The sequence below is a fragment of the Deltaproteobacteria bacterium genome (genome assembly GCA_016219225.1).
GTDB lineage: Bacteria > Desulfobacterota > RBG-13-43-22 > RBG-13-43-22 > RBG-13-43-22 > RBG-13-43-22.
The window spans coordinates 1-13,425 of record JACRBX010000032.1 but is presented as its reverse complement, the minus strand read 5'-3'; the positions used below and the strand labels follow the sequence as shown (position 1 = coordinate 13,425).

The window sequence follows — 13,425 nt, the reverse complement described above, 5'->3', positions numbered from 1 at the left end:
TTTCATGCTTCGTGATGCCCCCAAGGGGCATGAGGGCTTATTCTGAATATCAGGGTTTCTATCCCTGACAATAAAGTTCACAATTTGGTTCGAGTGGTCACCAATAAAAAGTCGGTTCATTATATCTTGAAGAAAAAAACCTTGTCAAACGATCTCTTTACTTTTATACAGAAAATAACACTTCATGAAAAAAGGTTCAAGGTTCAAGGTTCAAGGTTTTTCACCCTCGAAGCTTGCATCTTGAAACTTTATTTTCGTATTAAAGGATTGTGACACTTTTGGCTATTCATCCCCTATTGTTTTATCTGGCCCTGGCGCTCCTCGGATTGGTTCTCGGTAGTTTTTACAATGTCTGCATCTATCGTCTGCCCCTGGATGAATCCATTGTCTGGCCCGGTTCCCGATGCCCTCATTGTCGACATCCCCTTTCGGTTCTGGATAACCTGCCCTTGGTAAGCTTTTTGCTATTAAAAGGATCATGTCGCTATTGTCATGGTCCGATTTCCTATCAATATCCTGTGGTCGAAGGCCTGAATGGTTTGGCAACGGTCCTGATTGGCTGGAAGTTCGGCCTTTCCTGGGCCTTTTTTCAAGCCCTGCTTTTTTTCGGGGCCCTCTTGGTCATTTCAGTGATCGACTTGACGCATCAGATCATCCCCGATGTTATTACCCTCCCCGGTATAGTCGTTGGCTGGGCGCTTTCCTGGCTGATTGGGGTCCCCGGCGGGTGGTCCTCTCTGATCGGCCTGCTCTTAGGCGGTGGTTTGTTCTGGCTCTTGGCCTTGGGGTACGAGCGTTTGGCCCGAAAAGAAGGACTGGGGGGAGGGGATATCAAATTATTGGCCATGATCGGTGCCTTCCTGGGTTGGCCCGGGGTTTTGGTTACCCTTTTGTTGGGTTCCCTGGCCGGTACTGTGGTGGGCCTTGGGCTGATCCTGATCTGGAAAAAAGACCGCACCTACCCCATCCCTTTCGGCCCCTTTCTTTCCCTGGGGGCTGTGATTCACCTATTCTTCGGCCCAACCCTTTTGATTTGGTATCTCGGTTAAGGGTCTTCTTTTTCTGTTCGTTTAATAAAATCCTTTCATTTAATTCATTTACCCCAGAGACACAGAGGACACAGAGAATTTATCTTTTTCTTTGGCGGGAAAAACCGCCAAAGAAAAACCAACCTATCGCTTTGCGAACAAGAGGTTCGCCTCTGGGTTCTCTGAGCCTCTGCTGGGAAAAATAAATATTCCAAGAAAGGAGGTAACCAACGATGCAACGAAGAGATAATCAAGCCGGTTTTTCTTTATTGGAGATGATTATTACCCTGTCCCTGATCAGCTTGCTTGGTTCAATCGGTTGTTATGGATTTAACCAATTGATCCCTAAATATCGTTTGGAAGGGGCGGTGCAAAATGTGATCTCTGACTTTCAGTTGGCCCGAATGAAAGCTATTGGGCAAAATTGTTTTTACCGCATTCAGATGGACCCCGAACAGGATCATTATTTTTTAGAACGGGAATCTTTCTCCGGGACTTCCCGTTGGCCGGGGGTCCAGGAAGGGACGCTGCGGAAGTTCAATAGGGTAGGGAATCCTTATTACTATCCAGGAGTGGATTTAGCAAGCAGCACTAATCATCCGGTTTTTTCCCCCCGGGGGTCTGTGGTGGGGACTACCATCGTCTTGAAAAATTCTGCGGGTCAAAAAAGAATCACCTTGTCATCTCAGGGCAGGGCTAAAGTCCAAGAAGGCTGAAATGAAAAATAAAAAAAATCGCAGGGGATTTACACTGGTGGAGGTTCTGGTCGCATTGACCCTTTTAGGAGTGGCTCTGGGTACGGTTTGCCAGATTTTTTTGTCCCAGGCCGATGCCTATAAAACACAAGCCCGGATCACCCAGAGACAACAAAGATTGCGGGCCGCTTTGGAAATAATCGCCCGTGATTTCAGAAGCGCCGGGTATCCGGCTTTGGATCCGTCCTTCTTGGCCGGTCTGACCGCCTGGATTCCCGATTCCTTTATCCCCAAGGTCCCCCAGACCGTCTCCCTGAGCGGGGTTGCCACCTTAACTCCGGGGGGAAATAACCCGGATAGCCTTTCTCTGTTGATCGTCCTCTCAGGCGATACCAATCCCACTACCCTTTCCCAGGGGGTCCTGGCCGGTGATACCTTCCTTCCACTGGGTTTAAACAGCTCGGAAACCAATGCCCAGTACAACCGTTCCGATCTGGTTTATATCGGCAAACCGCCTGAATTGGCCCAAATCGATAAGATATCAGGATCAACCCTGCTTATCGATACCGATCCTTTCCAACCGGGCAACCAGGGACTGAAAAAGGCCTATCCGGCCGGAACGGAGGTCGGTGAGATCAGTCTGGTCAGTTATGCGGTCTTTAATGATCACAATGATCCGGGCGGAAAATATCACGACCTGGGTGTCCCTGTTTTGAAAAGAAAGATCAATGCCGGCGGTTTTGAACCCCTGGCGGAGGATATAACCGACTTAAGAGTGAGCCCGATAAAACCCGAATTATTTCACCTTCAGGTTTCCGTCGGGATCGGGATTTCTCCAACGGCTTCCCAAGCTGCCAAGAAAAATAGTTTGACCTTGAGCACCTATATTATGAAACGGAATTGAACGGGAAAGGCAAGAAACCCTTCGGATGAAACGAAAAGGAGTGTCATGTCTTCATTAAAAAAACAAGAGGGGGCGGCCTTAATAGGAGTCATGATGGGTTTGTTGATTCTGACCCTTTTGGGCACCACGGCCTTTCTTAACAGCACCACCGAACTCAAGATCAGTTCCCAGTATAATCAAAGTCTCCAGGCCTTATATGCGGCTGAAGCGGGATTGCAACAGCTTTTGTCGGTTTATCGTCAAAATCCCCTTTATTTTTTTCAGGGGAAAACAGCCCAGGAAATGAACTTGCCTGCGGCTGAACCACAGGGTCCGAACGGGCCGGGGACCAAATTTTGGATTGTAAACTTGCGATACGATCCCCAGGTGACACCGACCTATGCGGAAGTCATTATGATGGGAAAAGAGACCAACCAGAATTCTATGGCCCGGGTTCGGGCCACTATTTATGGTACCCAATCAGGGGGAGCCTCGGGAGTGCCTTCCATTTTTCAGACCGGCATGGTGACAGCCGGAACACTCCAACTTAAAAACACCCTGGAAATTTTTGGGAACCTCCATGCCAACCGGGGATATGCCATCGATCCCCCTTCAATCATTGAAGATCTCAAGAAAAGACAATTTTCTGTTACCCAGTCCCTGGACCCGACCCGTTCGGATTATCTTTCTTCCCCGAATATTCCGCCGATCTCGGAAAAGGAATTTCAAGCCTATCGGAGCATAGCCCAACAGGAGGGAAATCAGATTCTCCTGGGTCATCAGAACCTGACCCTGAATGGTGATCAGAAAGGTCTTTTGGTTTTTGTCGATGGCGATCTGACCCTTACCGGAAACCAGTTGTCGGGTGTAACTCTTGTAGTTACGGGATCGATCACCCTGAGCGGCTCGACTGCGCTGCCGGGAGACCGTGCCCTGGATACGGCCTTTATCGCCGGCCGGGATATTAACCTTAAGGATTTCTCTGAAATTCTTGGGGTGTTTTGGTCCAATGGTTCGATTCAATCCATGGGATCCGGAAAGCTGGGAGGGGCCATGGTTTGCCAGGGCACTATCGGGCCCTTAGACGGCTGCCTATTTCATAGGATTTCCCAGATTTCAAAGGCCTTTCTGCCGCCGACCCCACCGACCTATTCCTTTGTCATCGGGGGCTGGTCTCAGATTTAGAAAAGTAATAAAAATCCTTGACAGAACAAAAAAGGATATGTTAGCTTTCCTGTCAAAGACATTTGATTTCCTCTATGAAACTCGTTAAAAAAAATAAAGGTAAAAAAGGGCGGACGACTTTTTTACCTTTTTTTTATTCTGCCTGACAACGGATAGGGATTCCGTATAGCTTTATTTTTATAAGGAGGGGCATGAATGAAGAGTAAAGGGAAAGTGAAATGGTTTAATGATGCGAAGGGTTTTGGGTTTATTGAACAGGAGGGGGGATCGGATGTCTTTGTTCACTATTCGGCCATCCAGATGGATGGTTTTAAAACCTTGAAGCAAGGACAAGATGTGGAGTTCGAAGTTAAAGATGGGGATAAAGGTCCACAGGCCGCCAATGTCATGAAGGCATAGAATTAACCAACCCGGAATCTTGATTGGAGGCCCTCTATGGATTGTGAGAACTGGAGGGCCTTTTTTATGAGTATCCTCCTTAAGACGGAAAGCGGCAGTGCTCGACCAAATTCAAATTGTAAATCTGGCCCTCATCGATCGGGTAGCCCTTTCTTTTTCAAAGGGACTCAATATCCTCTCCGGGGAAACTGGGGCCGGGAAATCCATTATTATCAAGGCCGTCAATCTCCTGTTAGGAGAAAAGCCACCTCCGGACACGATCCGGCAAGGCGCCAAGGATGCCTGGGTCGAAGCGCTTTTTTCCATTCCATTACAACACCCGCTGCAGGGGGTCCTTGAATCCCTGGGCTTACCGGCCGAGGAACAAATCCTGATCAAACGTCTGGTCCAGCCCGGTGGAAAAACACGGGCCTGGATCAATGGGAGCCTGATCAACCAGTCGGTTTTAAGTCGGGTAACCCGCTCCCTGGTCGGCGTTTCCAATCAGCATGAACATCAATCCCTGTTGAATCCGGTTCAGCATCTTTATCTCTTAGACCGTTTTGCCGGTCTGTTGCCCTTGCGGGAAGAAGTTCGGAACCAATTTGCCGCACTGGAAGAAGAGATTAATGCCTGGCGGGAGCTGAACCGGAAGGAACAGGAACGTAAAGCCCAGAAAGACTTATGGCTTTTTCAATCTCAAGAGATTCAGCAGGCCGAACTCCGACCCGGAGAAGATCTGGAATTGCAGCAACGGAAAAGGGTTCTCCAACAGGCGGAAAAGATCTGGGAGAAGGTTCATCAGGCCAGGCAGGTATTATCCGAAGAAGAACACTCCAGTCTGAACACCCTGTCTCTTTCCAAAGACCTGATCCGATCGGTAACCTCTATTGATCCAACCCTTCAACCCCTGTATCAGGATTTGGAATCCCTTCAACTCCAAATGGCCGAGGTCGACATCGGATTGAGGGATTACCTTTCCCGTCTGGTTTTTGATCCTCAGATTTTAGATCAGGTTGAGGATCGGTTGGAGCGGATTCAGCGGCTGACTGTTAAATACGGCCCGACGGTCGAGGATGTTTTGGCGTATCTTGCGCAGACGGAAAAAAATTTGAAAGAAGGAGACGACCAAAGCGCCCGGCGTAAAGAATTGGAAGATATGATCCGAGCCGGACGTAAACGCCTTTTCGAAACCTCCCTGGACCTGTCCCGGAAAAGAAAACAAGCCGCCCTGGACCTGGCCTGCCGGGTTGAGGGGGAATTAAAAGGTCTGGGAATGGGGGATTGCCAATTTCAAATCGTCTTTTCCCCGGTTGCCACCGAGCGGGAGGCGGATGAAAATTTTCTTTATGAAGGCCTGATTTTAAGTCAGACCGGAATAGAAAAAGGGGAGTTTTATATCGCCCCCAATTTGGGAGAAGGTCTGCGACCATTGGCCCGGATTGCCTCAGGCGGAGAACTCTCCCGGATTTTATTGGTTCTCAAGGGTTTGTTGTCCCATCAGGATTCCCTGGAAACCCTGATCTTTGACGAGGTAGATTCCGGTATAGGGGGAAGTCTGGGCGGGGCTGTAGGCCGGAAATTGCGCCGACTATCCCAGGCCCACCAGGTGATTTGTATCACCCATCTCCCCCAAATCGCCGCCTTTGCCGAAACCCATTTTCAGGTGGTTAAAGAAACCCGGGATCAGCGGACCCAGACCCAAATCCGCCTCCTGAAAGAAGACGAACAGGTTGAAGAAATGGCCCGGATGTTGGGCGGGATATCGCCTTCCCCCAAGACCCTGTCTACGGCCAGGGAAATGTTGATTCAGGCCAGGAAGTGATGCCGCCCGAAGCGGGCACCACGAAGCATGAAAATATCGAATATCGAATATCGAATCATGAATCATGAATCATGAATGTTGAAGGAGAGTTTCTTTTAAATTCCGAAATCCGAAATTGGAATCTTTTTTTGAACTAATAATTATGATCCTGTTTGATTCCTCCCCTTGCCTGATCAATCCTAAAAGGGCCCGTTCAGAACCCGGCCTCGATCCGCTGGCCCTTTTAATCGCCCTTCCCGGAGATCTGCAGCGGCTGACCAGGTTTTTTGGGGAAACCGGGTTCCCGGGCTTTAATAATAATTTTTTGCGGGTTTTTCAACTGAACGAATCCCTTAGAGCCACAGGACTGGCCGGCCCGGCGGTCGGTGCCCCTCAGGCGGTGATGATTCTGGAAAAGTTGATAGCCCTCGGTGCCCGGCGTATTATCTTCCTGGGCTGGACAGGAGGTCTCAGTCCGGGCTTATCCCCCGGAGACCTCGTCTTGCCGGATAAGGCCTTCAGCGAAGAAGGGACTTCCCGTCATTACTCCAACCAGAGAAAGCCCCGACCTGCCTCGTCGTTGCTTAAAGATCTCCGGGAGGCCATGGAAGAAGAAGGGCTGCCCTTTAGACAAGGGCCGGTTTGGACCACCGATGCCCCTTATCGGGAAACGATAGAAAAGGTTAAATCCTTTCAATCTCAAGGGGTCCTGGGAGTGGATATGGAAACTTCGGCCTTTTTTACCGTCAGTGCCTTTCGAGGGATAGAAGGGGCCGCCATTTTGATCGTCTCCGATGATCTTTCCGGAATGACCTGGCGGCATGGTTTCCGGGAGCCCAAATTTATAGAGGCCAGAAAAAAGGTGGCTCGATTCTTATTGCGCTATGTCGTTCGGGATTAAAGCCTTGCTCAGTCCAATACCTCCCGTACCTTGGCGACCAGGCTTTGGACGGTAAAAGGCTTTTGGATAAAGGCGATCCCTTCATCCAGAATACCGTGCTGAACGATCACGTCGTCGGTATAGCCGGACATGTAGAGCACTTTTATGCCCGGACAGCGGGTCGCCACCCGTTCGAAGAGCATCTTGCCGTTCATATCGGGCATAACCACATCGGTGATCAGCAGATCAAGAGGGCCGTCATGATCCGCCAGAAGTCGAAGGCACTCCGTCCCGTTTGATCCCGAAATTAGGGTGTAGCCCTGCCTCTCCAGGATGTGCACGGTCAGATTGCGGACCATTTCGCTATCCTCTGCCAGGAGTATGGTCTCGGTACCGCGACCGTTTTTGGGCATCGCAAGTGGGGTGATCGAATCCGTAACAGCCGCCTGGGCAGACGGTAAGAAAATTTTGAAAGTCGATCCCTTGCCCGGCTCGCTATAAACCCAGATGCTGCCGCCATGTTGCTTGACAATGCCGTAAACCGTGGCCAGACCCAGCCCCGTTCCTTTCCCCTTTTCTTTAGTGGTAAAGAAAGGGTCGAAGATGTGTTCCCGGGTCTCGGCGTCCATGCCCTGGCCGGTATCACTCATGGCCAGTAAGATGTAGGGACCCGGCTGCACCCCATGATGCTCGGCAGTATAGGTCTCGTCGAGCTCCGCTATCTCCGTCTCGATGGAGATCCGGCCGCCGTCGGGCATAGCGTCCTGGGCATTGACGGCCAGGTTCATGATGACCTGCTCGATTTGCCCCACATCCGCTAAAACGGTCGTCCTGGAAGGGGAAAGCTTCGTCCGGACTTCGATATCCTCCCGGAGCATTCGCCGCAACAACGTCTCGAAGCTCGAGATGGCCCGGTTCAGATCGACCACCTTGATCTCCAGGGCCTGTTTGCGGCTGAAAGCGAGCAATTGGCGCACCAGGTCCCTGGCCCTCAACCCCGCCCGGTGGATTTCTTCGACCGAATGGTGCCGCTCGTCTTCCGGTGAAAATTGGTCGAGAAGCATCTCGGCGTAACCGAGGATGGGGCAAAGCAGGTTGTTGAGGTCGTGGGCCACCCCACCCGCCAACCGGCCGATAGCTTCCATCTTCTGGGCTTGGTGGTATTGTTCTTCAATCGAATCTTTCTGCTCCCGGAGTCGCACCGGCTCGGTGATATCAACGACGATCCCCCGAAAACCTTTTATTCCGGCGTCATCTCGGATAACCGTCGTATAGATGATGCAGGGGAAGGTGCTGCCATCCTTTCGCAGGGCTGTATATTGCTGACCCGGAAGATCTTCGCCTTGCAGTCTTCTGGACATATCGGCTCGCACCCGGTCACGTTCCCCGGGCACTAACAGGTCCAGGGCGTTTAAGCCTTGTTGAAAGTCAGAAGGAGTGTATCCGAACATCTCAAAAGCAAAACGGTTGACAAAGGTGGCTCGACCCGCCAGATCCGTTTCGAAAACGGTCTGTGGAAGAAGCTCGGCCAGCTCTCGAAACCGCTTTTCGCCTTCCTCGGCCCTGCGACAGGCACCGTCAAGTTCTTGCAGCATATTGGAAAGGGCCGCCGACTTTTCTTCCAGGTGAACCTTATGCTCTTCCAATTCCCGGATACGGGCCTGCAGTTGGGGGTAAAAGCTCTTGCGGCCGGCCCGTTCTCCCAGTCCCATGATCTTGGTCCTCATTTCAGACCGGTCCGGTTGTCCCTCAGAGGGCTTGCTCATAGATCACCTCGATTTCCCGGGCCGTCGGAAAAATGGGATTGGTCGCCAGACATGGATCGCGTAAGGCCTTGCGCGCCATATCCGGAATATCGTCAGGGGGCACCCCTAACTGGCCCAGCGTTTGGCGGATGCCCACCTGCCGGCGCAGACGGCCAAAAGCTTCCGCCAGCTTTGATCCATCGTCGGCCGATCCCGGCAGGTCGAGCCCCATCAACCGGCCTATCGTCCGGTATCGCTCGGCGGCGGCCTCAAAATTGAAACGGACCACGTGTTCAAGCAGAATGGCATTGCAGTCACCGTGGGCCAGATCCAGCCGCCCACCTAAGGCGTGGGCCATGCTGTGAACCAGCCCCAGACTGGCGTTGGAAAAAGCCAATCCGGCCAGCAGGCTGCCCAGCATCATGCCGTTGCGGGACTCCATGTCCCGGGGATCCCGGGCTGCGCCGGGCAGGTGACGGATCACCAGGCGGATGGCCTCCAGCGCATTCAGGTCGGTCAGCGGCGAACTGGCGTTTGAAACATAGGCCTCGACAGCATGCACCAGCGCATCCACTCCGGTGGCGGCGGTCAGTTCTCCGGGCATGGTGACCGTAGTGGTCGGGTCAATCAAAGCCACGTCGGGAACCACGGTTTTGCTGATGATGGCGATCTTTACCTGTCGCACCGTGTCGGTGATGATGGCAAACTGCGAAACGTCGGCCGAGGTACCGGCCGTCGTGGGAATGCAGATCAGTGGCGGGCCGGGAATGACCACCTCGTCGATGCCTTCAAACTCCAGGACGTGCCGCTGGTTGGTCGCGACGATGCCGATGGCCTTGGCGCAGTCCATGGGGCTGCCGCCCCCCACGACCACGATAACGTCGCACTTCTCAGAACAATACAGGTCTGCGCCGGCCATGGCTTCGTGGTCTTTGGGATTGGGCGTCACGTCATCGAAAACCACCAGAGAGATCCCGGTTTCTTTCAGGGCCTTTTCCACAGAGCCGGCCCAACCGACCGCCCGCACACCGGGGTCGGTGACCAGGAGTACTTTACGAGCGCCGAAGTTGGCTGCATATTGCCCTATCAGGCTCAAGGCCCCTTCCCCGAAAACGATATCCGGAACGACGAATTTCCTCAGATCCGGTTTTTCGTTGGTAGTCATCGTGATCCTCCCTGAGAGCCTTCCCGGACAGCCTCCCTGCTTCAGACCACCGGGCGGTCCCTCTTTCATGCCGAGCCTCAGCGTTGACTGATCATCATAAAACAACCTGGGGACGGAAGCTGAGAAGTTCTGTAATGGCGCCCATGGCCGAACCCTTGATGATGCGGCCGATGCATTTTGTGACGGACTTAGAAGAGATCGACGTAATTGTCCGAATCCTTATGATAAGAAAATGGCTTCCGGATGAAATAAGTATAAAGTAGGGAGGAAATGAGAGTCAAGGAGAAAATCGGGCGTTTCGGGAAAATCAGGTCCGTAAATTTTCTTGACAAAACAGTCAGTTTATCATTAAGTTACATTTCAATTTTCGAGGTAGTCCCGAAGTTATGGGGTATAACGCTCCTCCTTCCCTGGGTGAAGGCCAAACGGGAAGTGGTGGGAGAGATAGCCGAAGATGAATAATAGGATTCATTACGCAGTTCATTAGATGGCCTAGTCCTGATCAGCGGCTTAACCGGCGGGTGTGACTGAATGTGCATAAATGGGAAAGGGTCTTAACCGCGCCATCCAGGCTGGCATAGACCGGAAACCCTTTGGAGATGAAGGCCTTTTTCATCAGGAGATTGTAGTGTCTTTCCTCCTCGTCTTCCAGGTAGGGATCCAGGGAGACGCAAAATAAGACCGGTTTTTTTTCTTCTTCCCGGGTATACAGACACCCCTCCACGATCAATTCGATTAATCGGCTCATGTGGGCTTCCACTCGCTTACCCAACACCCGGCGCAAATAGCGAAACTGGTCAAATTGAAAGATCAGGGAATGGATCCGGGGGTCTGAGGAAACCATCCTGATGATGTCAGCCAGGTTTCCCGAGGAAGACAGGTTATAGTATATGGGCCAGGCATCAAGGGGGTTGCCGATGCTGGTCCCGGCCAGAGGGACGAGTGTCCGAAGGGAGTCAATAGTCTCCTGGGAGAATCTGGGCACCTCGATCCCGGCTTTCATGCAGAGGTCCGTTTGGATTACACTGAATCCCCCTGAGTTACTGATCAGGGCTGCGGCCCGACCGGACGGAAGAGGGGTGTTTTGGAAGGCCATGATGGTGTTCACCATCTCATCAAAACTGTCTACCTGAAGGGCCCCGGTTTGTTTAAAAAAAGAGCGCCAGACGGCGGGGGTCCCGGTCAGGGAAGCGGTGTGGGAGGTAGCCGCCCGCATACCCTGTTCGGTCATTCCCCCCTTAATGGCGATCACCGGCTTTTGCCTGGCGGCTTTGGCTAAAGCCGTTTTCAGCCGTCTGCCATTTCTGGTGCCTTCAACATAAAGGGCGATAAGATGGGTTTCCTCATCGTCGGCCAAGTATTCCAGGAAATCAGGGCTGTCCAGATCAACGGCGTTGCCATAACTCACCACCTTGCTGAACCGCAGGTTTTTGGTATAGGCCAGATAAGAGAAGGATTCAGCCACACTCCCGCTCTGGGCCACTACGCCGATATGGCCTTTCTCGGTGGGGGCCTCAGGGATAATGGACAGGCCGGAGGAAGGGCAATAGACCCCGAAACAATTGGGACCGATGATGCGGATACGGCCGGCGGTCATCTCTTTCAGGGACTTTTCCCGTTCGATCCCTTCGGGGAGCCCCGTTTCGCTGAATCCGGCTGTAAAAATTTGAGCGGCCTTGACCCCTTTTCGAATGCAATCCTCCAAAACGGCCGGCAGAACCGAGGCTGAAACCCCGAGGATGACATAATCTATCTCGGATTCCACCTCCCCGATTCCGGAGTAGCATTTCTTTCCAAAAATTTCCTTATATTTTGGATTTACCAGAAACAACCGATCCTTTATTTTGGTTTTCATCTGGGCGAGGGTGGCCAGATCATGGGGGGATGCCCCGATGATGGCCACCCGGCGGGGATTAAAGATATAATCAAAGAGCTTGGGGTCTGGTTCCATGATTCCTCCTCCATTCTTTTCCGGCCTGATTTTTATCACAGTCCATGAGGCTTGACCAGAATAAAATAAGCCTCAGGCGATCAGGTCCGGACTGTAAGCTTTCTGCCAGACCCAAACAACCTCAGCGACGACGATCAAAAGAATAACCAAATTAACTTCCCCCCGGTTGGCGGGTTACCGCAATCCGTCGGCCTGCCGCCTGCCACCATAGGGAAAAGACCAGCGGCGCCAGCGCTGCTGCTGCGGCCGTTATGGCCATAACTCCGTACCCGTGGGCCGCATAGACCACCCCGCTGACAACCTGACCGACGGCCGAGGCCAGGTTCAGAAGCAGATCGTTAAAACCCTGTGTCTTGGCCCTCTCTCCGGGCGAAAGCTGGTCGGCCAGCAGGGCGGACCCGGCCACGTAGGCGAAGTTCCAGCCCAGTCCCAGCAGGAATAAGGCGACTATCAGGGGCAACAGGCCTGTTGAAGGGGCGGCCATGAGGCAGGAGAGGATCAGCACCACCGAACCCAGGATAATCACCTTGGTCCGCCCCCAGCGGTCGGTCATTCGCCCGGAAACCATGGAGAAGGCGAACATTCCTAAGGTGTGGGCCGAGATCACCAGGGAGAGGGCGCTCAAGGAGTGTTCGTGTGCCTTCATATGAACCGGGGTAATGGACATGGGTACCACCATCACCATCTGGGCAAAGATCACGCACACCATGGCTACCATTACCCCCGGCTGCTGCACGATTTCTAACAGGGAGCGGGTTCCCTCCCGAGGGACCGTTTCCGGATAGCGCTGGGCGAGTTCCCGTCCGACATCGCGGGGGTCCGGCCGCAGACCCGCAAAGATCAGAATCGCCGCCAGGAGCAGGCCGACAAGACCGACGCTATAAGGTCCGGCTAATTCCGGAAATCCTGCCCAGCGGGCTAAACCCCCGGTAGGACCCACCAGGAGCGGACCGACCACCGCTCCTACGGTGCTCCCCAGCACGACGTGCGAAATGGCCCTTCCCCGCTCGGCCGGCAGGTGTACTTCAGCCGCGGCGAAACGGCCCAGATCTACGGCCGACCTGGCCATCCCCACCAGAGTAAGGCCTGTCAGGAATAGAAAGAAAGAACGGCCGGCCACCGCGCTCACGGCGATCATCGATCCGACTACCCCGATGACCTGGCCTAACGTAAAGCCTCCCCGCCGGCCGATTCGATCCATGCTGAAGCCCCAGACCAGGGCGCCGCAAGCCTGTCCCAGGACATAAACCGCACCGGGCACGCCCGCCATGGCCCGCTGTCCGCTCAAGTCAACGCCGACGAGGGCGTTGACGGCGAAGGCGGCGATGAATCCGGCCGAGCTGAGGCTTTGGGACAAAAACAACACGATGGTTATCTTTCGGGCGATACGGGTATAGTCCTTCAATTTTTCCACCTTATAGCCGGTCCTTAATAGACCGTTATTTTAAGATCTCCCTGGTAATCTGCATGAAGGCCTTAAGGGTAGGGGAGAGCCAGCGCTCCTGATACCAGATCATCATAAAGGCCGTTTCCGGTCGGCCTTCCTCCCACGGAAGGGGCGCTAATCTTTTGTTGGCGATCTCCTCTTTTACTGCCGTCTCAGGCAGGAGGGTAACCCCGACGCCCTGCCGGGCGCACCGCTTCAGAATCTCCACGCTGTGGAAGACCAGGGTGCTTTTAGGGTGAACCCCTTTCTCGGCCAGGATCCTTT

At 53.1% G+C, this 13,425-nt stretch carries 12 protein-coding genes; 7 read left to right on the top strand and 5 right to left on the bottom strand.

The window, feature by feature from the left end:
* The first annotated feature begins 284 nt into the window (after nucleotides 1-284).
* The 7 genes from HY879_02380 to HY879_02350 all read left to right on the top strand — a co-directional run bounded on the left by HY879_02380 (nucleotide 285) and on the right by HY879_02350 (nucleotide 6,874).
* The gene (locus tag HY879_02380; GenBank protein MBI5602178.1) at nucleotides 285-1,049 is read left to right on the top strand and encodes a prepilin peptidase; all 765 of its coding nucleotides are present in this window, start codon (nucleotides 285-287) and stop codon (nucleotides 1,047-1,049) included.
* 212 nt (nucleotides 1,050-1,261) lie between these two features.
* The gene (locus HY879_02375; protein MBI5602177.1) at nucleotides 1,262-1,744 is read left to right on the top strand and encodes a GspH/FimT family pseudopilin; all 483 of its coding nucleotides are present in this window, start codon (nucleotides 1,262-1,264) and stop codon (nucleotides 1,742-1,744) included.
* Between the two features lies 1 nt (nucleotide 1,745).
* The gene (locus HY879_02370) at nucleotides 1,746-2,627 is read left to right on the top strand and encodes a prepilin-type N-terminal cleavage/methylation domain-containing protein (GenBank protein ID MBI5602176.1); all 882 of its coding nucleotides are present in this window, start codon (nucleotides 1,746-1,748) and stop codon (nucleotides 2,625-2,627) included.
* Between the two features lie 45 nt (nucleotides 2,628-2,672).
* Nucleotides 2,673-3,791: a hypothetical protein gene (locus tag HY879_02365; protein MBI5602175.1), complete on the top strand. Its 1,119-nt coding sequence runs from the start codon at nucleotides 2,673-2,675 to the stop codon at nucleotides 3,789-3,791.
* A 195-nt stretch (nucleotides 3,792-3,986) separates the two neighbouring features.
* Nucleotides 3,987-4,190 (top strand): cold shock domain-containing protein, encoded by a 204-nt coding sequence (locus tag HY879_02360; GenBank protein ID MBI5602174.1) that lies wholly within the window; start codon nucleotides 3,987-3,989, stop codon nucleotides 4,188-4,190.
* A 97-nt stretch (nucleotides 4,191-4,287) separates the two neighbouring features.
* Nucleotides 4,288-5,994, top strand: coding sequence for a DNA repair protein RecN (recN, locus tag HY879_02355; GenBank protein ID MBI5602173.1), 1,707 nt, complete (start codon nucleotides 4,288-4,290; stop codon nucleotides 5,992-5,994).
* A gap of 142 nt (nucleotides 5,995-6,136) precedes the next feature.
* Nucleotides 6,137-6,874, top strand: a complete 738-nt coding sequence (locus HY879_02350; GenBank protein MBI5602172.1) for a nucleoside phosphorylase — start codon at nucleotides 6,137-6,139, stop codon at nucleotides 6,872-6,874.
* 8 nt (nucleotides 6,875-6,882) lie between these two features.
* On the opposite strand, the gene HY879_02345 is transcribed toward HY879_02350, so the two are convergent.
* From HY879_02345 to HY879_02325, 5 genes are all read right to left on the bottom strand, one after another.
* Nucleotides 6,883-8,619 (bottom strand): PAS domain S-box protein, encoded by a 1,737-nt coding sequence (locus HY879_02345; protein ID MBI5602171.1) that lies wholly within the window; start codon nucleotides 8,617-8,619, stop codon nucleotides 6,883-6,885.
* Complete coding sequence (locus HY879_02340; protein ID MBI5602170.1) at nucleotides 8,603-9,763, bottom strand: iron-containing alcohol dehydrogenase; 1,161 nt, start codon at nucleotides 9,761-9,763, stop codon at nucleotides 8,603-8,605. The genes HY879_02345 and HY879_02340 overlap by 17 nt, the downstream gene beginning before the upstream one ends.
* A gap of 502 nt (nucleotides 9,764-10,265) precedes the next feature.
* Nucleotides 10,266-11,714 carry a CoA-binding protein gene (locus HY879_02335; protein MBI5602169.1) on the bottom strand — a complete coding sequence of 483 codons (1,449 nt, stop codon included), beginning with the start codon at nucleotides 11,712-11,714 and terminating at the stop codon, nucleotides 10,266-10,268.
* A 151-nt stretch (nucleotides 11,715-11,865) separates the two neighbouring features.
* Nucleotides 11,866-13,128 (bottom strand): MFS transporter, encoded by a 1,263-nt coding sequence (locus HY879_02330; protein ID MBI5602168.1) that lies wholly within the window; start codon nucleotides 13,126-13,128, stop codon nucleotides 11,866-11,868.
* Nucleotides 13,129-13,153: 25 nt separating this feature from the next.
* A partial coding sequence (locus HY879_02325) for a substrate-binding domain-containing protein (protein MBI5602167.1) occupies nucleotides 13,154-13,425 on the bottom strand: 272 nt, incomplete at its 5' end.

What these genes read in the sequence shown, in the direction of transcription:
- HY879_02375 (MBI5602177.1), top strand. Translation starts at nt 1,262, where the DNA reads ATGCAACGAAGAGATAATCAAGCCGGTTTTTCTTTATTGGAGATGATT.
- HY879_02370 (MBI5602176.1), top strand. Translation starts at nt 1,746, where the DNA reads ATGAAAAATAAAAAAAATCGCAGGGGATTTACACTGGTGGAGGTTCTG.
- HY879_02365 (MBI5602175.1), top strand. Translation starts at nt 2,673, where the DNA reads ATGTCTTCATTAAAAAAACAAGAGGGGGCGGCCTTAATAGGAGTCATG.
- HY879_02360 (MBI5602174.1), top strand. Translation starts at nt 3,987, where the DNA reads ATGAAGAGTAAAGGGAAAGTGAAATGGTTTAATGATGCGAAGGGTTTT.
- HY879_02350 (MBI5602172.1), top strand. Translation starts at nt 6,137, where the DNA reads ATGATCCTGTTTGATTCCTCCCCTTGCCTGATCAATCCTAAAAGGGCC.
- HY879_02345 (MBI5602171.1), bottom strand. Translation starts at nt 8,619, where the DNA reads ATGAGCAAGCCCTCTGAGGGACAACCGGACCGGTCTGAAATGAGGACC.
- HY879_02340 (MBI5602170.1), bottom strand. Translation starts at nt 9,763, where the DNA reads ATGACTACCAACGAAAAACCGGATCTGAGGAAATTCGTCGTTCCGGAT.
- HY879_02335 (MBI5602169.1), bottom strand. Translation starts at nt 11,714, where the DNA reads ATGGAACCAGACCCCAAGCTCTTTGATTATATCTTTAATCCCCGCCGG.